General features: G+C 74.1%; 20 protein-coding genes. 3 read left to right on the top strand and 17 right to left on the bottom strand.

The genetic code is table 11. The features are described from left to right. The first annotated feature begins 450 nt into the window (after window positions 1–450). From EIO00_RS15445 to dprA, 3 genes are read left to right on the top strand one after another with little or no spacing between them, the layout of a single operon-like run. Complete coding sequence (locus EIO00_RS15445) at window positions 451–951, top strand: YraN family protein (protein ID WP_140179559.1); 501 nt, start codon at window positions 451–453, stop codon at window positions 949–951. A gap of 1 nt (window position 952) precedes the next feature. Then, entirely contained in the window at window positions 953–2,512 is a 1,560-nt protein-coding gene (locus EIO00_RS15450) for a YifB family Mg chelatase-like AAA ATPase (protein WP_140179560.1), read from the top strand. Next, on the top strand, window positions 2,509–3,681 hold the full coding sequence (dprA, locus tag EIO00_RS15455) for a DNA-processing protein DprA (RefSeq protein WP_175596238.1): 1,173 nt from the start codon (window positions 2,509–2,511) through the stop codon (window positions 3,679–3,681). Before EIO00_RS15450 ends, dprA begins: the two co-directional genes overlap by 4 nt. A 284-nt stretch (window positions 3,682–3,965) precedes the next feature. On the opposite strand, the gene EIO00_RS15460 is transcribed toward dprA, so the two are convergent. From EIO00_RS15460 to mutM, 17 genes are all read right to left on the bottom strand, one after another. After that, complete coding sequence (locus tag EIO00_RS15460) at window positions 3,966–4,280, bottom strand: DUF2469 domain-containing protein (RefSeq protein ID WP_140179562.1); 315 nt, start codon at window positions 4,278–4,280, stop codon at window positions 3,966–3,968. Next, window positions 4,277–4,978 (bottom strand): ribonuclease HII, encoded by a 702-nt coding sequence (locus tag EIO00_RS15465; RefSeq protein ID WP_338325932.1) that lies wholly within the window; start codon window positions 4,976–4,978, stop codon window positions 4,277–4,279. Before EIO00_RS15465 ends, EIO00_RS15460 begins: the two co-directional genes overlap by 4 nt. Window positions 4,979–5,491: 513 nt before the next feature. Then, on the bottom strand, window positions 5,492–6,589 hold the full coding sequence (gene lepB, locus EIO00_RS15470) for a signal peptidase I (RefSeq protein ID WP_140179564.1): 1,098 nt from the start codon (window positions 6,587–6,589) through the stop codon (window positions 5,492–5,494). 173 nt (window positions 6,590–6,762) lie between these two features. Then, window positions 6,763–7,113, bottom strand: a complete 351-nt coding sequence (gene rplS, locus EIO00_RS15475; RefSeq protein WP_140179566.1) for a 50S ribosomal protein L19 — start codon at window positions 7,111–7,113, stop codon at window positions 6,763–6,765. A 133-nt stretch (window positions 7,114–7,246) separates the two neighbouring features. Beyond that, window positions 7,247–8,131, bottom strand: a complete 885-nt coding sequence (gene trmD, locus EIO00_RS15480; RefSeq protein WP_140179568.1) for a tRNA (guanosine(37)-N1)-methyltransferase TrmD — start codon at window positions 8,129–8,131, stop codon at window positions 7,247–7,249. 3 nt (window positions 8,132–8,134) lie between these two features. Next, complete coding sequence (gene rimM / locus EIO00_RS15485; protein ID WP_140179570.1) at window positions 8,135–8,659, bottom strand: ribosome maturation factor RimM; 525 nt, start codon at window positions 8,657–8,659, stop codon at window positions 8,135–8,137. Between the two features lie 51 nt (window positions 8,660–8,710). Then, window positions 8,711–8,953, bottom strand: coding sequence for an RNA-binding protein (locus EIO00_RS15490; protein ID WP_140179572.1), 243 nt, complete (start codon window positions 8,951–8,953; stop codon window positions 8,711–8,713). Window position 8,954: 1 nt separating this feature from the next. After that, window positions 8,955–9,401 carry a 30S ribosomal protein S16 gene (rpsP, locus tag EIO00_RS15495; protein ID WP_140179573.1) on the bottom strand — a complete coding sequence of 149 codons (447 nt, stop codon included), beginning with the start codon at window positions 9,399–9,401 and terminating at the stop codon, window positions 8,955–8,957. 321 nt (window positions 9,402–9,722) lie between these two features. After that, on the bottom strand, window positions 9,723–11,282 hold the full coding sequence (gene ffh / locus EIO00_RS15500) for a signal recognition particle protein (protein WP_140179575.1): 1,560 nt from the start codon (window positions 11,280–11,282) through the stop codon (window positions 9,723–9,725). A 212-nt stretch (window positions 11,283–11,494) separates the two neighbouring features. Further along, on the bottom strand, window positions 11,495–13,807 hold the full coding sequence (locus EIO00_RS15505) for a [protein-PII] uridylyltransferase (protein ID WP_140179577.1): 2,313 nt from the start codon (window positions 13,805–13,807) through the stop codon (window positions 11,495–11,497). A 232-nt stretch (window positions 13,808–14,039) separates the two neighbouring features. Continuing rightward, window positions 14,040–14,384, bottom strand: a complete 345-nt coding sequence (locus tag EIO00_RS15510; RefSeq protein ID WP_277752886.1) for a P-II family nitrogen regulator — start codon at window positions 14,382–14,384, stop codon at window positions 14,040–14,042. Further along, window positions 14,381–15,703 carry an ammonium transporter gene (locus tag EIO00_RS15515; protein WP_140179579.1) on the bottom strand — a complete coding sequence of 441 codons (1,323 nt, stop codon included), beginning with the start codon at window positions 15,701–15,703 and terminating at the stop codon, window positions 14,381–14,383. The genes EIO00_RS15510 and EIO00_RS15515 overlap by 4 nt, the downstream gene beginning before the upstream one ends. Window positions 15,704–16,228: 525 nt before the next feature. Beyond that, window positions 16,229–17,395, bottom strand: coding sequence for a signal recognition particle-docking protein FtsY (gene ftsY / locus EIO00_RS15520; protein WP_140179581.1), 1,167 nt, complete (start codon window positions 17,393–17,395; stop codon window positions 16,229–16,231). A gap of 130 nt (window positions 17,396–17,525) precedes the next feature. Beyond that, window positions 17,526–21,179 (bottom strand): chromosome segregation protein SMC, encoded by a 3,654-nt coding sequence (smc, locus tag EIO00_RS15525; RefSeq protein WP_140179583.1) that lies wholly within the window; start codon window positions 21,177–21,179, stop codon window positions 17,526–17,528. A 290-nt stretch (window positions 21,180–21,469) separates the two neighbouring features. Further along, a complete protein-coding gene (locus tag EIO00_RS15530; RefSeq protein ID WP_140179585.1) occupies window positions 21,470–21,670 on the bottom strand; it encodes a hypothetical protein in 201 nt (66 codons plus the stop codon). A 527-nt stretch (window positions 21,671–22,197) separates the two neighbouring features. Continuing rightward, window positions 22,198–22,482 carry an acylphosphatase gene (locus tag EIO00_RS15535; RefSeq protein WP_140179587.1) on the bottom strand — a complete coding sequence of 95 codons (285 nt, stop codon included), beginning with the start codon at window positions 22,480–22,482 and terminating at the stop codon, window positions 22,198–22,200. A gap of 79 nt (window positions 22,483–22,561) precedes the next feature. Next, window positions 22,562–23,428, bottom strand: coding sequence for a bifunctional DNA-formamidopyrimidine glycosylase/DNA-(apurinic or apyrimidinic site) lyase (mutM, locus tag EIO00_RS15540; RefSeq protein WP_140179589.1), 867 nt, complete (start codon window positions 23,426–23,428; stop codon window positions 22,562–22,564). Window position 23,429 lies beyond the last annotated feature (1 nt).

Genomic DNA, 23,429 nt, shown 5'->3' on the forward strand with positions numbered 1-23,429 from the left:
GAGGCTCCCGATCCGCCGCCTCCGCGGGGCGGACGAGGGGGCGGGCATGCCTCCTGCGGCGCGTCCGCCGCACCGGCCGCCCCGCACGGCCGTGCCGGTCGCGGCGTCCCCGTTCCGCCGGACGGCGGGGCCTCGCCGAGCGCGGCGCCGGTCATCGGTCCCGCGGGGCGACGGCCGCCGCGTCGCGGCCGACCGGACGGGCGTTCCCGCTCGTCGGCCCCGCGCGGGGAGCGGCCCCGCGATCCGGGGGCCGCGGCCGGATGCGGCGGCGGTCCGCCGTGATGCGGGGCCGGGCATCGGCCGTCGCGGCGGCGCGGCACGCGCCCGCGTCGGCGAGACCCGACGGCGGCCGGCGGCGTCGGGTACGGCGGCCGGTTGTCCACAGAACGACGTTCGTCTTCCGGGCGGGGCGGCCCGACCGGCACCGTCGGGGGCGGAGGTGATGCCCGCATGGGTGCCGAGACGGGCGAGAAGACGAATGAGAAGACGAACACGAGGGCGAACGAGCGGACGGACACGAGGAGGAGCGGGAGCACGAGCAGGAGCACGAGGAGGGGCAGGAGGGCGAACGGGAGGACGGGCGGGGACGCCCGGCGGTCGCTGGGCCGGCGCGGCGAGGAGAGCGCGGCGCGGTATCTGGCCGACCGGCTCGGCTGGACGATCGTGGAGCGCAACTGGCGATGTTCCGAGGGCGAGCTCGACATCGTCGCCTACGACGGGACGCGGCACGTGGTGTGCGAGGTCAAGACCCGCTCCGGGGAGACGTTCGGTGCGCCGGTGGAGGCGATCACGCAGGCCAAGGCGGCGCGGTTGAGGCGGCTGGCCGGACGCTGGGCCGCTCAGCACGGCGTGCCCGCGGCCACCGTCCGGATCGACGTGATCGGCCTGGTGGCGACGTCGTGCGACGGCCGTCCCGGGTTCGCGCTCGACCACCTGCGGGGGGTGTGCTGACATGGCGCTGGCGAAGGTGCGCTCCGTGGCGCTGGTCGGGGTGGACGGGTTCGTGGTCGACGTGGAGGCCGCGATCACCAACGGGGTGCCGGGAGTGCACCTGGTGGGCCTGCCGGACGCGGCGCTGAACGAGGCCCGCGACCGGGTCCGGGCGGCGATCTTCAACTCGGGCGAGCCGTGGCCCGGCAGGCACACGACGATCAGCCTCTTCCCGGCCAGCCTGCCGAAGCGGGGCTCGGGGTTCGACCTGCCCATCTGCGTCGCCCTGCTGGCGGCGGCGGAGGCGGTGGACCCGAGGAGCTGCGCCGACATGGTGATGGTGGGCGAGCTGGGCCTGGACGGCCGGATCCGATCCGTCCCCGGGGTGCTGCCGGCGGTGCTCGCCGCCGCCAACGCGGGGTATCGGACGGTCGTCGTGCCGCGGGCCAACGCCGCCGAGGCCGGGCTGGTCCCCGACGTGCGGGTGATCGCGCCGGCCTCGTTGCGCGGGCTGCTGTGCCGTCTGCGCGACCAGCCGCCGCCTCCGGAGGAGGACGAGCCCGACTCGGCGCCGCTCGCCACGGGCCCGGAGCGGGACTCCGCCCGGGACCGGGGGCCGCTCGGCGGACCGGACCTGGCGGACGTGCGGGGGCAGCCGGAGGGCCGCCGGGCGCTGGAGATCAGCGCGGCGGGCGGGCACCACGTGTTCTTCCACGGGCCGCCGGGATGCGGCAAGACCATGCTGGCCGAGCGGCTGCCCACGCTGTTGCCGCCTCTGGAGCGGGAGGCGGCGCTGGAGGTCACCGCGATCCACTCGGTGGCGGGCACGTTGCCGCCGGGCCGGCCGCTGATCTCCCGGCCTCCGTTCTGCGCGCCGCACCACACCGCCACCCGCGCGGCCATGATCGGCGGCGGCCGGGGCCGGCTGCTCCAGCCGGGCGCCGTGTCGCTGGCCCACCAGGGCGTGCTGTTCCTGGACGAGGCGCCCGAGTATCAGGCCGGCGTCCTCGACGCCCTGCGCCAGCCGCTGGAGGAGGGCGAGGTCACGATCGCCAGAGCGGGGATCAGCACCCGTTTTCCCGCTCGGTTCACCCTGGTCCTGGCGGCCAATCCGTGCCCGTGCGCGGCCGCCAAGGCGGTCGACTGCACCTGCACCCCGGCGGTCCGCACCAGGTATCTGGCGCGGATCTCCGGTCCGCTGCTGGATCGCATCGACGTGAAGCTGCGGCTGCATCCGGCCACCCGTGCCGAGCTGCGCTATGACCTGGAGCTGGCGGAACGCAGCGAGGTGGTGGCCGAGCGGGTGCTGGCGGCCCGGGAGCGCGCGGCCAAGCGCCTGGCCGGGACGCCGTGGCGGACCAACGCCGAGATCCCCGGCCCGCAGCTGCGGCGCCTGTTCCCGCCGCCGCCCGAGGCCCTGGCGTCGCTGGACCGCCCGTTGCGGACCGGGGAGCTCAGCGCCCGCGGGCTGGACCGCGTGCTGCGCACCGCGTGGACGTGCGCCGATCTGGCCGGACGCGACGTTCCTTCGGCGGACGACGTCCACGGCGCGTTCGCGCTGTGGGCGGGGAGGCGGTCATGACGGTGTCCGACGGGGAGCGGCTCGCCCGCGCCGCGTTGTGCGCAGTCGCCGAACCGGGCGAGGCGCTGCTGGGACGGCTGATCGATCGGCTCGGTCCGCAGGGGGCGCTGGCCGTCGTCCGCGGCACGGAGCCCGTCCCGGACGGCGTGCCGGTCACCGAGCGCGTCCGGACGAGGCTGGCCGCCTGGCGGGCCCGCCTCGACGACGCCGACCCCGAGGCCGATCTGGAGATCTGCGCACGGCTCGACGGCCGGATGATCTGTCCCGGCGACCCGGAGTGGCCCACGACCCTGGACGACCTGGGCGATCGCCGGCCGTACGCCCTGTGGCTGCGGGGCCGCGCCGACCTGCGCCACCGTTGTCTGCACGCCGTCGCGATCGTCGGCACCCGGGCGGCGTCCCCCTACGGGGTGCGGGTCGCCGCCGATCTGGGCGCCGAGCTGGCCGAGCGCGGCTGGACGGTGATCAGCGGCGGTGCGCTGGGCGTCGACGGCGCGGCCCATCGGGGGGCGCTGGCCGCGGACGGGTGGACGATCGCCGTCCTCGCGGGCGGGGTGGACCGCTTCTACCCGTCCCGTCACGAGGCGCTGTTCAGGGAGATCATCGAGCAGGGTCTGCTGGTCGGCGAGTGCCCGCCCGGCACCGACCCCGGCCGGCTCCGCTTCCTGATCCGCAACCGTCTCATCGCCGCCTTGGCGCGCGGCACCGTGGTGGTCGAGGCCGCCGCACGCAGCGGGGCCCTCAACACCGCCGCCCACGCCCGGCGGCTGGGCCGTCCTCTGATGGCGGTGCCGGGTCCCGTCGACTCCCCGACCTCCGTCGGCTGTCACAAGCTGCTGCGCGAGGTCCCGCCCGCCCGGTGCGTGACCGGCTCGGCCGAGGTGCTCGAGGAGGTCGGCGCCATCGGGGCCGATCTGGCCCCCGTCCCCCAGGGCCCCGTCCTCCCCTTCGACGCCCTGGACCCCACCACCCGCGCCGTCCTGGAGGCCCTGCCCGCGCGGGGCTCCGCCGGTCCCGCCCGGATCGCCGTGCGGGCCGGAGTCGACCTTCCCACCGCCACGGGCCGGCTGGGCCAGCTGGCGGCCGCCGGTTTCGTGGAGCGCACCCGGACCGGCTGGCGGCTCAGCCGTTCCGCGGGTCCCCGCCTCTCCTCCCGCCGGCCTCCGTGATCCCCGGCGGGGTCCCCCGTCGTCGGGTCGGCCGCCGGACGTCCGTCGTGCCCGGGCGACACCCCCGTGCCCGAACCGCGCCTCCGCGCCCGGGTCGCACCGGCGGGACACCGGGTCCGTTCCCCGGGTGACGGCGGTCGCCGGGGGAGGGGCCGGGGCGGGGCCGTCGAGGGGAGGCGACGCCGCTCCGTGGAGGGTGCCGCCCGGTCTCCGGAGGCGTCGGGTCCGGTCTTCGCGACGGTCCGGCGGACCGGGCGGGGTCGGGCGGGCGCCGGGCGCCGGGGTCAGGTGCCGGTGGGAAGCTCCAGGTCGGCCTTGGGCAGCTCTTCGATGTTGACGTCCTTGAAGGTGACCACGCGAACGCTCTTGACGAACCGGGCGGGGCGGTACATGTCCCACACCCAGGCGTCCTGCATGGTGACCTCGAAGAAGACCTCGCCGTTCTCCGCGTTGCGGACCTGGAGGTCGACGGAGTTGGTCAGGTAGAAGCGGCGCTCGGTCTCCACCACGTAGGTGAACAGGCCGACCACATCGCGGTATTCGCGATAGAGCTGCAGCTCCATCTCGGTCTCGTAATTCTCGAGATCCTCTGCGCTCACGCTCGCGCTCCCTCCCCCGCCAGGTCGAACACGTCGGCCTGCGCTCCATTGTTCCGCACGCGGGCCACGTTCACGAACGACAGGCGGTGTTCGGGACATGGGCCGTGAGCTGCGAGAGCGGCCGCGTGCGCGCGGGTGATGTAGCCCTTGTGGTCGGCGAATCCGTACTGGGGGTAGCGCTCGTGCAACCGCGTCATCAGCCTGTCCCGGGTGACCTTGGCGATGATCGAGGCGGCCGCGACGCACGCCGCGACCCGGTCCCCCTTGGGCACGGCCAGCGCCGGCACCTCCAGGCCGGGGACCCGGAAGCCGTCGCTGAGCACGTACTCCGGCCGGACCGTCAGCCCCGCCAACGCGCGGCGCATGCCGGTGATGTTGCACCGGTGCAGCCCGATCCGGTCGATGTCGTGCCGGGGGACGATCACCGCGGTCCACGCCACGGCCCGTTCGACGATGTCCGCGTACAGCTCCTCCCGGCGCCCCGGCGTCAGCAGTTTGGAGTCGGCCAGCCCGTCGATCACGCCCCGCCGCCCGCTCGGCAGGATCACCGCCCCGACCACCAGCGGCCCCGCGCATGCGCCGCGCCCGGCCTCGTCCACCCCCGCCACCGGCGCGAACCCGGCATGCCCCAGGGCACGCTCGAGCCCGTACAGTCCCGCGTCGCGGCGGGGGGTGAACCGGAGCGGACGCCTCATCATGCACCGAAGCGTACGTTCTGCCGGCGCCTCCTGCAGCGGGGTTCTCCCCTCCCTCCCACAGGTCCTCCCCGGTCCCCTCCGTCCCGCGTCCCGCCGTCGTCGCCTCTCCCTCCCGACGGCGGGCACCGGCGCCCGTGCAGGCCGGTCGCGGACGTCCCCTCGACGATCACCGGCGTGGGGCGGTGGGCGCCGGTGGTCCGCACGGGCCGGTCGGGGACGGCCCCTCCGGCGATCGTCGGCGCGCGGGCGGCGGATCGGCCGAGCCGCGCAACGCCGCGAGGCCGCCCCGGGGCGTGCCGGAAGGGGCGCGAGGCCGGTCCCGGAGCCATGACGGAAACGTGACGGAAGGGAGCACGGGGGCGGCCGGGTCACGCCGGGAAGAGGCGTGCGCAAGCGGGTCGGCGCCCGCTCACGCCGAGGGCGCCGGCCGCCGGAGGACCCGCCGAGGGGACGTGCGCCCAGCGGGCGCGCTCCGGCTCCGATCCGGCGATCGTGCGGCCGTCGGTCCGGCCGTCACCCGCGGCGCCGCAGGCGCAGCCGGCGGTGGAGCCAGGTGAGCGGGAGCGCGCCGACGAACCCCAGGGCCAGCGGAGCGGCGGGGAGGAGGGTGGAGGCGGCGCTGAGGGCGGGCTGCTTGAAGGTCTCGGGGATGGGCAGGGTGCCGATCCGGTCGAGGGGCCACACGACGACGAAGGCGCGGCCGATGACCCGGTTCTCGGGGATGGCGCCGCCGCCGGGGTCGCCGCGGTGCTGGCGGGAGTCGTAGGAGACCTCGCGATGGTCGCCCATCACCCACAGGCTGCCGGGCTGGACGGTGACGTCGAACGGCTCCTCGGAAGGCTTGTTCTGCTCGCCCGTGACGGGGTCGGTGTACAGGTAGGAGGACTCGTCCAGGGGGACGCCGTTGACGGTCATCCGGCCCTGGGCGTCGCAGCACGCGATGCGGTCGCCGGGGATGCCGATGACCCGTTTGATGTAGTCCTTCTCCCCGGGCACGACGCCGAACGCGTTGCCGACCCACCGCGCGACGCGGGCGACGGGGTTGGAGGGCTCGGGGACCTCGACCTCGCTGTTCCAGGAGTCCAGGCCGTTGAAGACCACGATGTCGCCGCGCTTGACGTCACGGGTGCGGTAAACGAGCTTGTTCACCAGCACCCGGTCACCGATCTGCAGGGTGTTCTCCATCGATGCGGACGGGATGTAGAACGCCTGCACCGCGAACGCCTTGATGAGCAGGGCGAGGATCAGGGCGACGCCGACCAGGATCGGCAGCTCTTTCCAAAATGAGCCCTGCTTTTTGTCCTTTTCTTTGCCCTTGGAGCCGGAATCAGAACTTGAGCCCGAATCTGAGTCCGAATCGGAGTCGTCGCGGGAGGACTTCGCCTCGCCCGCCCGGTCGTCGAGGTCGTCGGCCTCGGACCGGGCGGTCCCGTCGGCCGACCGGCCGTCGCCGGAGGCGGAGTCGGGCTCGGCCTCCCTCCCGGCCTCGGGAGCGGCGGGCGCATCGGCCCGATCGGCGGCATCCTCACCAGGGGTCACGGTCTGCTTCTCGTCGGGCACCGCGCCCTCGGCCTCCGAACGCACGTTTCTCCGATCGTCCTCGTCAGTCATCAAGGCGAGCCTATAGCGTGCCGTCGCCGGCGGCTTTCAGCGGCGCCGTGTCGTGGAAACGAGAATCCGTCCCGTCGACACGGGCTTGACCAAGACACTGAACGCCCCGGGCACCGTACAGGTTCCCGGGGCATCGCCGAGAGGGCCGCGGCGAGGTCGCGCGGCCCGCCGGCTCAGGACTCCCGACGCTCCTTGATGCGAGCGGCCTTGCCGCGCAGGTTGCGCAGGTAGTACAGCTTGGCGCGGCGAACGTCGCCGCGGGTGACGACCTCGATCTTCTCGATCGAAGGGCTGTGGACCGGGAACGTGCGCTCCACGCCGACGCCGTAGCTGACCTTGCGGACGGTGAAGGTCTCCCGAATGCCGCCGCCCTGCCGGCGGATCACCACACCCTGGAAGACCTGGATCCGGCTCCGGTTGCCCTCGGTGACGCGGACGTGCACCTTCAGCGTGTCGCCCGGACGGAAGTCCGGGACGTCGGCACGCATCGCGGCCTTCTCGATCTCCTGGATCAGGGTGTGCATGACAGCGGTTTCCTCGTCGTCGCAAGCCGGCATCGAGAGGCCCCGAGCGCAGCGTGCCGGGGCGTCGCGCCGTGCAGAGTGGATCGTGCTTCGTGGAAGTCATCAGGCGGCCCGGGCATGGGGCGCCGACGCTTTAGTCTGCCACAGGTCCGCCGTCGATCGGCAATCCGGCCTCGGCGAGCACCTGCCGGTCGCGTTCGTCCAGCTGCCGCGGATCGAGCGAGGCGGCCAGGTCGGGACGGTTGGCGACGGTGCGCCGCAGCGCCTGGTCGCGCCGCCAGCGGGCGATCGCCCCGTGGTTGCCCGACAGCAGCACCTCCGGGACGGCGCGGCCCCGCCACACCGGCGGCTTGGTGTAGACGGGCCCCTCCAGCAGCGCCTGCATGGCGCCGGGGGCGAACGAGTCGTCGGCGACCGACGCCGCGTTCCCCAGCACGCCGGGTACCAGCCGGCCGACCGCCTCCACGATGACCAGCACCGCGGCCTCTCCCCCGGCCAGCACGTAGTCGCCGATGGAGACCTCGTCCACCCGCATCCGGGCGCGGGCCTCCTCCACGACCCGGGCGTCGATGCCCTCGTACCGTCCGCAGGCGAAGATCAGCCAGGGCTCGGCGGCCAGTTCCACCGCCATCGCCTGGGTGAACGGCCGTCCGCTCGGCGTCGGCACGATCAGCCTCGGCGTCGGGCCGGCCGCGGCGGAGTCCTCGGAGTCCTCCGCCCGCCCGGCGGGTCCGCCGGTCTCCGGCGACGCCCCTCCGGTCCGTTCGGGCTCGGCCGGGGGGCCGGCGGGCGGAGGAGCGACGGCGTCGAGGGCCTCCCCCCAGGGGTCGGGCTTCATGACCATGCCGGGGCCGCCGCCGTAGGGGGTGTCGTCGACGGTGCGGTGACGGTCGTGGGTCCACTGCCGGAGATCGTGGACGTGCACCTCGATGAGCCCGCGGCGGCGGGCCTTGCCCAGCAGGGAGAGGTCCAGCGGGGCGAAGTAGTCGGGGAAGATCGTGATGATGTCGAGGCGCATGGGTCAGGACTCCCAGGCCTCGTCCAGCAGGCCGGGAGGCGGATCGACGACGATGCGGCCCCCGTCCAGGTCCACCTCGGGGACGAGGGCGGCGACGAACGGGACCATGGCCTCCTCGCCGTTCTCCCGGCGGATCACCAGCAGGTCCTGGCCGTAGTGGCGGATCTCGGTGACGGCGCCCACCGTCTCGCCGCCGGTGGTCACCACCGTCAGCCCCACCAGCTGGTGGTCGAGGAACTCGTCGGGATCCTCGGGCGGGGGGAGCTCGTCGGCGTCGACGACCAGCCACGTGCCGCGCAGCTGCTCGGCGGCGGTCCGGTCGTCGACGCCGGTGAAGCGCAGGAGCAGACGCCCGGAGTGCCAGCGGGCGCGTTCCACCGTGAGCGGACCGGCCTCCTCGGGGTCGGTGGCGAGCACGGTGCCCGGTGCGAACCGTCCGTCGGGATCATCGGTCCGCACGTCCACCACGACCTCGCCGCGCACACCGTGCGCTCGGCCGATCCGGCCGACCGCGATCTGGTCGCTCACCGGTCTACGCCGCCTGCGGACGAATCGGAACGGACGTCGGAGCGGGCACGCTCAGCGGACCTCGTTGAGGTCGAGCAGGTCGACGCGCACGTGCCGGCCGCCGGACAGGCCTCCGATCACCGTGCGCAGGGCCTTGGCGGTGCGCCCGTTGCGGCCGATGACCTTGCCGAGGTCGTCGGGGTGCACCCGCACCTCCAGGACCCGGCCGCCCTTGATCCGGCGGGGCCGCACCCGGACGTCGTCCGGGTGCTCGACGATCCCGCGGACCAGGTGCTCGAGCGCTTCTTCGAGCACGTCAGCCCTCGCTCTTGGCGTCGTCGGCCGAGTCGGCCTTGGACTTGGACTTGGACTCGCCCTTCTTCTTGGACTTGGGCGTGGTGGCGGGGGCCTCGTCCTCCTGCATGGCGGACTTGACGGCGGCCTCGTAGAGGGCCTTGCGGTCCGGCTTGGGCTCGGCCACCTTGAGCGTGCCCTCGGCCCCCGGCTCGCCCTTGAACTTCTGCCAGTCGCCGGTGATCTTGAGGAGCTTCAGCACCGGCTCGGTCGGCTGCGCGCCGACGCCCAGCCAGTACTGCACCCGCTCGGAGTCCACCTCGATCAGCGAGGGCTCCTCCTTGGGGTGGTACTTGCCGATCTCCTCGATGGCCCGGCCGTCACGCTTGGTGCGGGCATCGGCGACGATGATCCGGTACTGCGGATTCCGGATCTTCCCCAGACGCTTGAGCTTGATCTTGACTGCCACGGGTGTGGTGCTCTCCAGATTCACAGATGCTGAGCGGTCCCGCACCAGGTGGGGATACCGCTGCCGGCCGCTCAATGGACTCCGGGCGCCAGGACATGAGAGGGCGCCTGGCGATACCGGGTTTCCAGCTCGCCATTCTGCCAGACGATCCGCCCGAGGGTGCAATCGATCAGCGGCCCCGGGGAACGGGTCGCCCGGTCCGGGCCCCCGCCGCCGAGACGGCCGCGACCGGCGCCCCGTCCCGGCGGCCCGCGTCGTCGCCGGGACGGGCCGCGGAGTGCGGCGGGACGGGGGCCGCGCGTCGGCCCGCGGCCGCGGGGATCACTTCTTCTTGCGGGTCTGCAGCTTGCCGAGGTCGGGCATCTGGAAGCCGGGCGGGAGCTGGGCGGGCAGACCGCCGGGGAGCCCTCCGCCCAGGGCGGGGGGCAGCCCCTGCGGCATGGGCTGAGAGGCCCCCTGACCGCCGGAGCCCTTGGCGGACGCGGCGCGCTTGCGCGGGTCGCCGCTGCGCTGCCTGCCCTTCTTCTTGGCGTTCTTCTTGGCCTTGCGGCGGCCTCCGGGCATCCCGGGCAGCCCCATCCCGCTGGCCACCTGGCGCATCAGCTTCTGCGCCTCGAAGAACCGGGTGACCAGGCTGTTGACCTCGCCGACGGTGGTGCCCGAGCCGGCCGCGATGCGCGCCCGCCGGGAACCGTTGATGATCTTGGGGTTGTTCCGCTCCTCCGGCGTCATCGAGCGGATGATGGCGGCGACCCGGTCCAGGTCCTTGTCGTCGATCTGGCGGATCTGATCGCGCATCTGGCCCATGCCGGGGAGCATGTTGAGCAGGTTCCCGATCGGCCCGAGCTTGCGGATCATCATCATCTGCTCGAGGAAGTCCTCGAGGGTGAAGTCCTCGCCCGAGGCGAACTTGGAGGTCATCCGCTCGGCCTGCTGGGCGTCGAACGCCTTCTCGGCCTGCTCGATCAGGGTGAGGACGTCGCCCATGTCCAGGATCCGCCCGGCCATCCGGTCCGGGTGGAACAGGTCGAAGTCCTCGAGCTTCTCCCCGGTCGAGGCGAACATGATCGGCCGGCCGGTGATGTGCCGCACCGACAGCGCCGCACCGCCGCGGGCGTCGCCGTCCAGCTTGGTGAGCACCACGCCGTCGAAGCCGACGCCCTCCATGAACGCCTGGGCGGTGTTGACCGCGTCCTGGCCGACCATGGCGTCGACCACGAACAGGATCTCGTCCGGCCGGACCGCGTCGCGGATGTCGATGGCCTGCTGCATCATCTCGGCGTCCACGCCGAGCCGGCCGGCGGTGTCGATGATGACCACGTCGTGCTGGGCGTGCCGGGCCTGCTCGACCGAACGGCGCGCCACGTCCACCGGGTCGCCCACGCCGCTGCCCGGCTCGGGGGCGAACACCGGCACCCCGGCCCGTTCGCCCACCACCTGCAGCTGCTGGACGGCGTTGGGCCGCTGCAGGTCGGCCGCCACCAGCAGAGGGGTGTGCCCCTCCTCCTTGAGCCAGCGGGCCAGCTTGCCGGCCAGGGTGGTCTTGCCGGCGCCCTGCAGACCGGCCAGCATGATCACGGTCGGCGGGTGCTTGGCGAAGTTGATCCGGCGGGTCTCGCCGCCCAGGATCCGGATCAGCTCCTCGTTGACGATCTTGACGACCTGCTGCGCCGGGTTGAGCGCCTGGGACACCTCCGCGCCCAGCGCCCGTTCCTTGACGTGCGCGATGAAGTCCTTGACGACGGGCAGGGCCACGTCCGCCTCCAGCAGCGCGATGCGGATCTCGCGCATGGTGGCGTTGATGTCCGCTTCCGACAGCCTGCCCTTGCTGCGCAGCGAGGAGAAGACCGACGTCAGCCGGTCGGAGAGCGTCTCGAACACGTGTGCGACCCGTCCTAGGATTTTCTCGTCGGAACCCGTTTCAGGGTATCGAGGATTCGCCTCGGACCGTCCTGGGCGGGGCCGGACGCCCCGGGCGCGCGTCCCCGCCTCGCCCTCTCCGGCCCTCTTCCCGGCCGCCCCCGGCGCCGGGCGGCCCGCCCGCGCCGTCCCGGCCGGCGCCGCCCGAGGCCGTGGCCGGTCGGGCGCGGCGGTCAGTCCAGGGCGGCGAGGATCGCGTCGCAGAGGGCGGACAGGGCGGCGGGCTCCCGCAGCGGGCGGCCGGCGGCGTCGACCACGTAGAAGACGTCGACGGCCTCCGCCCCCAGCGTGTCCACCCGGGCCTCGGTGACCTGAAGGCCGCGGGCGCCGATGGCCCGGCCGATGCGCCACAGCAGGCCGGGCCGGTCGTGGGCGCGCACCTCGATCACGGTGGCGGTGTCGCTGGCCTCCTCGACCACGGTGACGCGCGGAGGGGGGACCGGCACCCCGCGGCGACGACGGGGGGCGGCCCGGCGCGCCAGACGGTCGGCCACGTCCAGGCGATCGGCGAGCATGCGGCGCAGGTCGGCCTCCAGCGCGGCCGGGTCGGGAGGCGCGCCGTACTCGGGGACGGCGGTGAAGTCCAGCACCGCGGTCCCCGCCTCGGCCGCCGAGAACGCCCGGGCGGTCCGCACCGCCAGCCGGTGCAGGGCCAGCACCCCCGCGGTGCGCCACAGCAGGCCGGGCCGGTCGGGCACCGCGACGGTGATCCGCGAACCGACGATCCGCACCGCCGCGCCGTCGTGGCGGGCCAGCGCCAACTGTTCGGCGGTGGGGACCGGCGCGTCGGGCGGCGGGGCGTTCCCCGCCAGGTGGGCGTCCACCCGTCGCACCAGGTCCCGGATCAGCCGGGCCTTCCAGGACCCCCACGCCGCCGGACCGGTGGCCTGCGCGTCGGCGACCGCCAGCGCCGCGAGGATCTCCAGCACCTCGCGGCCCCGGCCGGGCACCGCCGACACCCGGTCGGCCACGGTGCGGACGGTGACCGGATCGTCCGGATCCCGTCGGGTGGCGGTGTCCGGCAGCAGCAGGTGGTGCCGGACCACCGTCTCCAGCACGTCGACGTCGGCCGGAGGGAAGCCCATCCGCGCGGCGATCGTGCGGGTCAGCTCCGCGCCGACCCGGGAATGATCGCCGGGCCGCCCCTTGCCGATGTCGTGCAGCAGCGCACCCACCAGCAGCAGGTCGGGGCGGGCGACGTCACGGGTCAGCGCGGCGGCCCCGGCGGCGGCCTCCACCAGATGCCGGTCCACGGTGAACCGGTGCACCGGGTTGCGCTGCGGCCGGTTGCGGACCCGGGCCCACTCGGGGATCATCCGGACGATCATCCCGGCCTGATCCAGCGCCTCCCACACCGGGATGGCGGCGGTCCCCGCGCCCAGCAGGGTCACCAGCGCGTCCCGGGCCTCGGCGGGCCAGGGCGCGGGCAGCGGGGGCGTCTCGGCGGCGAGCCGTTCCACAGTGGCGGGCGCCAGCGGCAGCCCGGCCTGGGCGGCGGCGGACGCCACCCGCAGCGGCAGCACCGGGTCGGCGAGGTCGGCGCCGCGGGCCAGCACCACCTCCCCGTCGTGCTCGACCGCCCCGTCGCCCACCGGCCGCCGCCGCGGCCGGGTCCTCGACCGCACGGCGCGGTTCCGGTCGGCGCAGAAGCGGTCGACGTGCCGCCACAGGGTGTCGGCCGCGTAGGCGATCGTGCGGGCCGCCTCCACGAGGAGGCGCAGCAGCTCCGTGGCGTCCGCCAGTCCGAGCAGCCGGGCGACCTCCTCCTGCTCCGGCAGGACCAGCCGGTCGGTGGCGCGTCCGGTGGTCTTGTGCAGGGCGTGCCGCACGTCCAGCAGCAGGTCGTGGGCGGCACGGACCCGCTCGCCGGGGCCGGGGACCGCCCAGGTGGCGGCGGCGGCCTGCATGACGTGCACGTCCCGGAGCCCGCCGCGCGCCTCCTTGAGGTCGGGCTCGAGCAGGAACGCCAGCTCCCCGTGGGCGGCCCAGCGCGCCCGGGTCAGTTCGGCCAGCTCGGCCAGCCGCCGCCCGGCCTGGGCGCGCCAGTCCGCCAGCACCGTCGCGCGCAGCAGGTCCACCAGCTCCTGGTCGCCGCCCAGCCACCGGGCGTGCAGCAGGCCGAGGGCGGCCTTCAGGTCGGCGGCGGCGACCCTGCGGGCCTCCTCGACCGTCCGCACCGAGTGGTCCAGCCGCAGCCCGCGGTCCCAGATCGGGTACCACAGCCGGTCGGCGATCTCGGCGATGTCGCCCCGGTCGCGGTGCAGCAGCATCAGGTCCAGGTCGCTGCCGGGGGTCAGCTGGCCGCGGCCGTGGCCGCCCACCGCGACCAGCGCCACGTCCTCGGCCCCGGCCACCAGGGAGGCCAGCCATCGGTCCAGCCCGCTCCCGTAGGCGTCCCGCTCCGCCGCCAGCTCGGCGCGCGCTCGCGCGAACGCCTCTCCGGAGCCCTCGGTCTCCCGGAGTCCCGCCTCGTCCGCCGCCCTCATCACGCCGTGGCCTCGCTCCCGTCCTCGCATCCCGGCCGCTCGCGCCGTGACCGATCTCCCGGACGTCTTCCCCGGACATCCCGGGTCTCCCCCGGGGCCGGCGGACGCTCCACGCGCCGCCGCGGCCGTCCGGCCCGCGGACACGGGCGAGGGCGTCCCGGATCGCGGCCATGCGGCCCGGGACGCCCTGCGCGCGCCTCAAGCAGGCTGCTCCCCCGATTCCCGTCCCCGGTCAGAGGGCCTCGGCTCCGGTCTCGCCGGTGCGGACCCGGACGACCCTCTCCACCGGGACGGCCCAGACCTTTCCGTCGCCGATCTTGCCGGTCTGCGCCGCCTTGACGATCACGTCGATGACGTCGTCGGCGTCCTCGTCGTCGGCCAGGACCTCGACGCGCACCTTGGGCACCAGGTCCACCTTGTACTCGGCGCCCCGGTAGACCTCGGTGTGGCCCTTCTGCCGTCCGTAGCCGCTGGCCTCGCTGACGGTCATGCCCTTGACCCCGAAGGTCTCCAAGGCGGCCTTGACCTCGTCCAGCTTGAACGGCTTGATGATCGCGGTGATCAGCTTCATCGTCATGCCTCGACCTTCGCGGGGGTGCTGTCGGCGGTCTTGGCCGCGGGCAGCGGCCCGGTGCCGGAGGCCCCGCCGACGTGGACGCCTCCGAAGTCATAGGCGGTCTCGGCGTGCGCGGTGCTGTCGATGCCGGCGACCTCGTCCTCCTCGCTGATCCGGAAGCCCATGGTCAGGTCGATGAGCTTGCCGATGACGTAGGTGACGACGAAGGAGTAGACCAGGGTGGCGACCACCCCGACCGCCTGCTTGCCCAGCAGGCTCAGGCCGCCGCCGGCCAGCAGGCCGTCCGCGCCGCCCTCGTTGACGGCGGTGGTGGCCACCAGGCCGATCATCAAGGCGCCGACCACGCCGCCGACCAGGTGGACGCCGACCACGTCGAGGGAGTCGTCGTAGCCCAGCCTGTACTTCAGGCTGACGGCGAAGGCGCAGACCGCACCGGCGACCAGCCCCAGCACGATGGCGCCGATCGGGGTGACGAAGGCGCAGGCCGGGGTGATGGCGACCAGACCGGCCACCGCGCCGGAGGCGATGCCCAGCGTCGTGGAGGCGCCGTGACGCAGCTTCTCCACCACGATCCAGGCGAAGGCCGCGGCGGCGGTGCACACCAGCGTGTTGACGAAGGCGACCGCGGCGACCGAGTCGGCGGCCAGCGCGGAGCCGGCGTTGAAGCCGAACCAGCCGAACCACAGCAGACCGGCGCCCAGCAGGACGAACGGCAGGTTGTGCGGCCGCATCGGGTCGCGCGGCCAGCCCTTGCGCCTGCCCAGCACCAGCGCCAGCGCCAGCGCCGCCGCGCCGGCGTTGATGTGGACCACGGTGCCGCCGGCGAAGTCCAGGGCGCCCATGCCGCCGATCCAGCCGCCCTCGCCCCACACCCAGTGGGCGATGGGGGCGTAGACGAGGGTCATCCAGGCGACGGTGAAGACGACCCAGGCGCCGAACTTGGCGCGGTCGGCGATCGCGCCGCTGATCAGCGCGGTGGTGATGATGGCGAAGGTGGCCTGGAAGGCGACGAACACCAGGCTCGGGATGCCGGTGCCGTCGTCGGCGGTCGCGGTGCTCTCCAGACCCACCAGACCCCAGTCGCCGAGGCCGCCGATGAAGTCGTTGAGCGCGCCGCCGTCGCTGAAGGCCAACGAGTAGCCGTACAAGGCCCACAGCACACCGACCACGGCCATGCTGACGAAGCTCATCATCATCATGTTGAGCACGCTCTTGGCCCGGGTCATGCCTCCGTAGAAGAAGGCCAACCCCGGCGTCATGAGCAGGACCAACGCCGCACTCGCCATCACCCAGGCGGTGCTACCGCTATCGATTTCCATCTCGGAGAGAGCCCCTCCTCGGCACGGAACGTCTGACTGGGTAGAGATTCCGGCCCGGTGGTTTCACCCGAACGGCTCCGCTGTTTCAGGAGTGTGAAACCCATCTCCGCGATGTTTCGGCGATGTTTCCGTTTCCTCACCGCCGGTGCGGCCTGTGAGATCGGATTTTTCGGAGGGACCGCATGAGGGGCCGCCGCGTGCCGTCTCCCCGCCCGCGCACGCCGGACGCGCCCGCGGAGGGCCCGCGCACCGTGCACCGCGTGCGGGGCCCGCATGCCGGGACGCGTGCGAGGCGCGCGGCACCGCACCTGACGCGCAGAAGACACAGGAGGCGCAGAAAACACAGGAAACGCAGAAGACGCGGGAGACGCAAAGACGCGGGAGAGGCGCGCGCACGACGCACGAGACGCGCGCGAAGAGCCGCGCGAAGAGGCTCATGGAGAAGACGCGCGAAAAGACGCACGAAGAAGGGCGCCCCGCCGGCAGACCGGCGGGGCGCCCGTGACGGATGCGGCGGCGGGGCGTTCACTCTCCGACGATGGCGTCGACGAACGCCTCCGCCTCGAACGGGGCCAGGTCATCAGGGCCCTCTCCCAGGCCCACCAGCTTCACCGGGACGCCCAGCTCCCGCTGCACCTGGATCACGATGCCGCCCTTGGCGGTGCCGTCCAGCTTGGTCAGCACGATGCCGGTGACGTTCACCACCTCGGCGAACACCCGGGCCTGCTGCAGCCCGTTCTGCCCGGTGGTGGCGTCCAGGACCAGCAGCACCTCGTCCACCGTGGCCTGCTTCTCCACCACCCGCTTGACCTTGCCGAGCTCGTCCATCAGCCCGGTCTTGGTGTGCAACCGGCCGGCGGTGTCCACGATCACCGTGTCGACCTTGCCCTCGATGCCCTGCTTGACCGCGTCGAAGGCCACGCTCGCCGGGTCGGCGCCCTCGTCCTTGCGGACCACCCGGGCGCCGACCCGCGTTCCCCACGTCTCCAGCTGGTCGGCGGCGGCGGCGCGGAAGGTGTCCGCCGCGCCCAGCAGCACGCTGCGGCCGTCCCCCACCAGCACCCGCGCCAGCTTGCCGCAGGTCGTCGTCTTGCCGGTGCCGTTCACTCCGACCACCAGCACCACCGCGGGCCGGTCGCCGTGCGGGGCGGTGCGCAGCGCCCGGTCGGCGGACTCGTCGAAGCCGTCGGTGACCTGCTTGATCAGCTCCTCCTTGAGCAGCGCGCGGACCTCCTCGGGGGTCCGCGCGCCCATCACCTGGACGCGGGTGCGCAGCGCCTCGGTGATCTGGCGGGCCACCGACACGCCGATGTCGGCGCTGATCAGGGTGTCCTCGATCTCGTCCCAGTCCTCGTCGTCGAGGGCGTCCCGGGAGAGCAGCCCCAGCAGCGTCATCCCCAGGGCGTTCTGGGACCGCGCCAGCCGTGCCCGCAGCCGCACCAGCCGGCCCGCCGACGGCGGCGGGATCTCGATCTCCGGTTTCGGCGGAGCGGCCGGCTCCGCCGGAGGCGCCCGTTCCAGGGTCGGCGCCTCCCGATCCTTCTCCAGGACGGCGGTCGACCCGCTCCCCTGTTCGGGCCGCGGCGGCTCCTGCGGCGGCCGGACGGCCCGCCGTCCCGGTCGCAGCAGGAGCAGGCCGCCCGCCACCACGGCGAGCACCGCCAGCGCGATGATCAAGATCACAAAGTCCATAACACGCCCACTGTATTGCGTGCGGCGGGCCGCCCTTCACGCCACCCGGGGATCCCCGCGCCGCCCGTGTCCCCTCATCCGCGACCGGATGCGGGCGGGTCCGCGCCCCGGAGCCGAGGACCGGAGGGGCTCAGTCGCGTTCCCTCAGGCGCTGGCTGATGACCTGGGTGACGCCGTCGCCCCGCATGCTGACGCCGTAGAGGGCGTCGGCGCCCTCCATGGTGCGCTTCTGATGGGTGATGATGATCAGCTGGGAGTTCTCCCGGAGCTCTTCCAGGATGCTCAGCAGGCGCTGGGTGTTGGTGTCGTCCAGGGCCGCCTCGACCTCGTCCAGGACGTAGAAGGGGGACGGGCGGGCCTTGAAGACGGCGAGCAGGATGGCGATGGCCACCAGGGAGCGCTCGCCGCCGGACAGCAGGGACAGCCGCTTGACCTTCTTGCCGGGCGGGCGGGCCTCGACCTCGACGCCGGTGTTGAGCATGTCGTCGGGGTCGGTGAGGACCAGGCGCCCCTCTCCGCCGGGGAAGAGACGGGCGAAGATGCGCTCGAACTCCCGGGCGGTGTCGGCGAACGCCTCGGCGAAGACCTTCTGCACCCGGTCGTCCACCTCCTTGACCACGGTGAGGAGGTCCCGGCGGGTCTTTTTGAGGTCCTCCAGCTGGGAGTTGAGGAAGGCGTGCCGCTCCTCCAGGGCGGCGTACTCCTCCAGGGCCAGCGGATTGACCTTGCCGAGCTGGCCGAGTTTGCGCTCGGCGGCCTTGGCGCGCTTCTCCACGACGGCGCGGTCGTAGGGTTCCGGCTGCGCGTCCTCGGGGGCGTCGGGGCCGGGCGGAACGGGCTTGTCGGGGCCGTACTCGGCGATGAGGGTGTCGGCCTCCATCCCCATCTCGTCCATGGCGCGCTGCTCGAGCTGCTCCAGCCGCAGGCGCTGCTCGGCGCGGGCGACCTCGCTGCCGTGGACGGCGCTGACCAGCTTCTCCAGCCGGGTGGACAGCTCGCGGACCCGGGCGCGGACGACCTTGAGCTCGGCCTCGCGGTCGGCCTTGGCCCGCTGGGCGGCCTCGCGCTCGGCGACGGCGGCCTGCAGGGACAGATCGATGCGGTGCAGGGCGGCCTCGGCCCCGCTCAGCACCGCCCGGGCGACGCGGGCCTGGCGGCGGCGGCGCTCACGGCGCGCGGCGGCGCGGGCGCGTTCCTCCCGCTCCCGGCGGGCGCCGCGCTCCAGGGCGTCGGCGCGGCCGGCGATGGCCTGGACGCGCTCCTCGGCGGTGCGCACCGCCAGCCGGGCCTCCATCTCGGCGGAACGGGCCTGATGCACGCGTTCGGCGAGCTCGTCCCGCAGCCCGGTGTCCTCGCCGAGATCGTCGGCGGTCTCGGCGGCGGCCTCCGCCTCGGCCAGCCCGGCCTCCAGCTCGGCCAGCGCCCGCAGGTCGTGCTCGCGGGACTCGGCGGCGGCGTCGAGGGCCTTGGTGAGCCGCTCGACCTCGCCGCGGGCGGCCCGGACCGCGGCCTCCAGCCGGGCGGCCTGCTTGGCCTCCTGGGCCGCCTGCGCCTCGAACTCCCGCAGCCTGGCGCGGACCCGGTCCAGGTCGGCCTGGGCCCGGTTGACGCCGCTCTGGGCCTGCTGGACGGCCGCCTGCGCGTCCTCCAGGGCGGCCTGGGCCTCCTGCTCGGCGGCGACCGCCTCGGCCAGCGCCTGGGCGGAGCGCTCGGCGCGCTCCCGCGCCGCCTGCAGGGACTCGGCGGCCTCGTCCAACGCGGCGCGCATCTCCAGCACGCCCTGCGCGCCGCCGGCGCCCCCGCTCTGCGCCCAGTGGGCGCCCAGCAGGTCGCCGTCCCGGGTCACCGCCCGCAGGTCCGGGTGACGGCGCACCAGGTCGGCGGCGGAGTCCAGGTCGTCGGTCACCACCATGCCGCGCAGCAGGTGCCGCAGGGCGGGCCGGACGGCGTCGGGGACGGTGATCACGTCGGCGACGTACCGGACGCCCGGGACGGAGCGGTCCTCATCGGCGGCGCCGTCCCCGCCGATGAGCAGGCCGGCGCGTCCGGCCTCCCGGGAGCGCAGCAGCGCCAGGGCGGCCCAGGCGGTCTCCAGCGACCCCACCGCGATCGCCTGGGCGGCGTCGCCGAGCGCGGCGGCCACCGCGGTCTCATAGCCGGGCTCCACGGTGAGCATGGACGCCACGGTGCCCAGCACGCCCTCCAGGCCGGAGGAGAGCACGACCTCCCCGCCGTCGGCGGCGCTGCCCAGCGTCAGCTCCAGCGCCTCGATCCGCGCCTGCAGCGCGGCGACCTCCTTCTGCGCCGCCTGGTCGGCGGCGCGGGCGGCGGCCACGGCCTGCCGGGCGGCCTTGAGCCGCTGCCGGGGGGCGTCCTCGGCGGCCCGGGCGTTCTCGACCGCCTCCTTGGCGGCGGCCAGCGCCCGCTGCGCCGCCTCGTGCTCGGCGATCAGCTCCGGATCCTCGGCCGTCCCGGTCTCGTGGGACTCGTACTCGGCCTGTGCGGCCTCGACGCGGCGGACGGCGTCGTCGCGGGCCTCGGCGAGCCGGCCGATCTCCGACTCCCCGGCCTGGACCTTGCTGCGCAGCGCCTCGACCCGGCCGCGCAACCTCGCCAGTCGCTCACGGCGGTCGGCGGCGGCCCGCGCGGCGGCCTGCAGGCGGCGTTCCTCCTCGCGCAGCGCCTCCTCGGCCTCGGCGCGGGCCTCCACCGCCTCCGACAGCCGCTCCCGGGCCTCCTCCAGCGCGGCCCGCAGCATCTCCTCCTGCTCGCGGATCGCGGCGGCCTCGCGCTCCATCTCCTCCGGATCGCGGCCGCGGCGCTCCTCGCCGTCCTCCTCGGAGGCGTTGCGGTGGCGTTCGGCGGCCAGGTCGGCCACGCCCTGCAGCCGTTCCCGCAGCGACGACAGCCGGAACCAGGTGTCCTGGGCGCGGGCCAGCACCGGGGCGGCGGCCTGCTCCTCGGCCTCCAGCACCGCCTCGCGCTCCTGGGCGGCGGCCAGCGCCTGCTCCACCTCGGCGCGGCGACGCTTGACCGCGGCCTCGTCGGCGGCCTCCCGCTCCAGCCTCGTGCGCACGGCGACCAGGTCGTCGGCCAGCAGCCGGGCCTTGGCGTCGCGCAGCTCGGCCTGGATGGCGGCGGCCTTGCGGGCGATCTCGGCCTGGCGGCCCAGCGGCTTGAGCTGGCGGCGCAGCTCGGCGGTCAGGTCCTGCAGGCGGGTCAGGTTGGCCTGCATCGCGTCCAGCTTCCGCAGCGCCTTCTCCTTGCGCTTGCGGTGCTTGAGGACGCCGGCGGCCTCCTCGATCACCGCCCGGCGTCCCTCCGGCCCGGCGTTCAGCGTGGAGTCCAGCGTGCCCTGGCCGACGATCACGTGCATCTCACGGCCGATGCCGGAGTCCGACAGCAGCTCCTGCACGTCCAGCAGTCGGCACGGCTCGCCGTTGATGGCGTATTCGCTCTGCCCGGACCGGAACATCAGCCGGCTGATGCTGACCTCGGTGTAGTCGATGGGCAGCGCGCCGTCGGAGTTGTCGATGGTGAGGATCACCTCGGCGCGGCCCAGCGGAGGCCGGCTGGCCGTGCCGGCGAAGATGACGTCCTCCATCTTGCCGCCGCGCAGCGATTTGGCGCCCTGCTCTCCCATCACCCAGGCCAGCGCGTCCACCACGTTGGACTTGCCGGACCCGTTGGGCCCCACCACGCAGGTGATGCCCGGCTCGAAGCGCAAGGTGGTGGAGGAGGCGAAGGACTTGAAGCCGCGCAACGTCAGGCTCTTGAGATACACGCGCGGAATCTCCTTGCCGTCCCCAGGGCCGGCGCGAACCGCAACGGCGCGCGAGCCCTCTGACCTGCTGCTCGACCAGTGCGAACCTTACCGCCGACGACGGGCGCCCAGGGCCGGCCGGGGGTCGCCGCCCGCGGTCCCCTACTGTGCCACGTCCGCCGAGGCCGGGGGACCGCTCTCCGGAAGAAATATGCAGGTCAACCTGTCCGAATGGCCGAAAACCAGACAGAGGGCAAAGCAAAAGGGACGCCGTCCTCTCGACGTCCCCAGCGTTTCCTCCTACGGCACTGTCAGGTCAGTGCCGGCTCACGATCCTTCACCTGGAGTGCCAACACATCCTCGTGTGGGGCCCCCGCGGCCAGCGCCTCGTTCTCCGCCTGAAGCCGGACGAGCTCGGCTTCCAGATCACGTACTCGCTGCTGCAGGCGCCGCATCTCCGCGACCATCCGGGGGTCGGGACCGCCGACGTGGCCGAGTAGAGCCTTCGCCATGACTAAGGGTCCTCCACGCTGAGTAACCAGCAGGAATAGCGCCCGATCATCTCTTCATTACGGTGCGCGTATCATCTAGAGTCGCACTGGCCAGAGAGCCGGTCAAGACGGACATCACGGGCCGGTAACAACCTGTAGAAGCAAGTTTAGCAGGTGCAAACCGGTTTCCCCCACTCGCCCTCGACCATCCGGAGGAAGCCCTCCGGTCTTCGGATCGGGAAGGAATCCGGCCCTCTTCACCGGCGGCCCGGCCGACGCCGGGAACACCCGGCGCACGCCACACCGCGCCTCGCCTCCCTTGCTTCCTCCGTTCTCTTTCCCCGCCCGATCGGGCCTGAACGCGCAGGACACCGCGAAACTCCGGTCCGACCCGCCGGGAGGCGGGCGGTCCCGCCCGGCCGCGCGCCCGGAACGCGTGCTCGATGCGGGAGGCGGCGCGACCGGTGAGGGCCCGCCGGGGCACGCGCGGCGCCGGCCCGAGGCGCACCCGGCCGCGTGCACGCCCCGCCCCGGGGCGGGGAAGGAGGTCACTGTTCGACGAACCCGTCCAGGCCGCCCCGGGCCGGAGACCACCGTTCGACGACCGCGGAGACCCTCCCGGGGGTGTCCGGGCCGCGCAGCAGCTCCAGCAACCGCTCACACGCCGCGCGCGGTCCCTCCGCGACCACCTCCACCCGCCCGTCCGGCAGGTTGGCGGCCGAGCCCACCAGGCCCAGCTCCAACGCCCGTGACCGCACCCACCAGCGGAAACCCACTCCCTGGACGCGTCCGTGCGCCCAGGCCGTCAGCCGTACCGGTTCGGTGTCCTCCACGGGCACGATCGTAGAAGGCCGGGGCGCACGCCGGCCCGCTACCCCGCCCCGGCGCGTCCGGGGCCGCCGGACGGGCGGCTCACGGCCGGGGACGGCGCGGGCGGGGCTGGCAGCGGGGGCAGCTGAAGGAGGAGCGGTTCATGAACGCGTCCCGGCGGATCGGCGTGCCGCACCGTGAGCACGGCTCGTCCCGCCGCCCGTAGACCTGCAGAGACCGGTCGAAGTACCCGCTCTCGCCGTTGACGTTCACATACAGGCTGTCGAACGAGGTCCCGCCGGCCGCCAACGCCGCCGTCATCACCTCGCGCACCGCCGCCAGCAGCCGCATGACCTCCGGCCGGGTGAGGTTCTCGGTGGCACGCGCCCAGTGCAGCCGCGCCCGCCACAGCGCCTCGTCGGCGTAGATGTTGCCGACCCCGCTGATCAGCGTCTGGTCCAGCAGCGCCCGCTTCAGCCCCGTCCGTCTGCGGCGCAACGCCCGATAGAACGCCTCGTCGTCGAAGGCGGGCTCCAGCGGATCGGCCGCGATGTGCGCGACCGGCTCGGGCACCGTCCCCCCGAACGCGTCCGGCACCAGCTCGGCGACCATCAGGTGACCGAACGTCCGCTGGTCCTCGAAGCGCAGGTCGTGGCCGTCGTCGGTGAACGTCAGCCGGGCCCGCAGATGCCTGCCCGGCGGCCGGTCCGGAGCGCCGACCAGCAGCTGGCCGCTCATCCCCAGATGGGCCAGCAGCGCACCGTCGTCCAACGGCAGCCACAGGTACTTGCCGCGGCGGCGGGGCGCCGCCACCGTGCGGCCGACCAGCCGAGCGACGAAGTCCTCGGCGCCCCCGGTCTGCCGCCGGACCGCCCGGGGGTGCAGCACCTCGGCCGAGGCGACGGTGCGGCCGGCCACCCAGCGCTCCAGCCCCCGGCGGACCACCTCCACCTCGGGCAGCTCGGGCATC

It is taken from the genome of Thermomonospora catenispora, assembly GCF_006363815.1.
GTDB classification, from domain to species: Bacteria; Actinomycetota; Actinomycetes; order Streptosporangiales; family Streptosporangiaceae; genus Thermomonospora; species Thermomonospora catenispora.

Coding starts and splice junctions, on each gene's coding strand:
- EIO00_RS15445 (WP_140179559.1), top strand. CDS start 451: ATGGGTGCCGAGACGGGCGAGAAGACGAATGAGAAGACGAACACGAGG.
- EIO00_RS15450 (WP_140179560.1), top strand. CDS start 953: ATGGCGCTGGCGAAGGTGCGCTCCGTGGCGCTGGTCGGGGTGGACGGG.
- dprA (WP_175596238.1), top strand. CDS start 2,509: ATGACGGTGTCCGACGGGGAGCGGCTCGCCCGCGCCGCGTTGTGCGCA.
- EIO00_RS15465 (WP_338325932.1), bottom strand. CDS start 4,978: ATGATGAGGCGTCCGCTCCGGTTCACCCCCCGCCGCGACGCGGGACTG.
- lepB (WP_140179564.1), bottom strand. CDS start 6,589: ATGACTGACGAGGACGATCGGAGAAACGTGCGTTCGGAGGCCGAGGGC.
- rplS (WP_140179566.1), bottom strand. CDS start 7,113: ATGCACACCCTGATCCAGGAGATCGAGAAGGCCGCGATGCGTGCCGAC.
- trmD (WP_140179568.1), bottom strand. CDS start 8,131: ATGCGCCTCGACATCATCACGATCTTCCCCGACTACTTCGCCCCGCTG.
- EIO00_RS15505 (WP_140179577.1), bottom strand. CDS start 13,807: ATGAGGGCGGCGGACGAGGCGGGACTCCGGGAGACCGAGGGCTCCGGA.
- EIO00_RS15510 (WP_277752886.1), bottom strand. CDS start 14,384: ATGACGATGAAGCTGATCACCGCGATCATCAAGCCGTTCAAGCTGGAC.
- EIO00_RS15515 (WP_140179579.1), bottom strand. CDS start 15,703: ATGGAAATCGATAGCGGTAGCACCGCCTGGGTGATGGCGAGTGCGGCG.
- ftsY (WP_140179581.1), bottom strand. CDS start 17,395: ATGGACTTTGTGATCTTGATCATCGCGCTGGCGGTGCTCGCCGTGGTG.
- EIO00_RS15530 (WP_140179585.1), bottom strand. CDS start 21,670: ATGGCGAAGGCTCTACTCGGCCACGTCGGCGGTCCCGACCCCCGGATG.
- mutM (WP_140179589.1), bottom strand. CDS start 23,428: ATGCCCGAGCTGCCCGAGGTGGAGGTGGTCCGCCGGGGGCTGGAGCGC.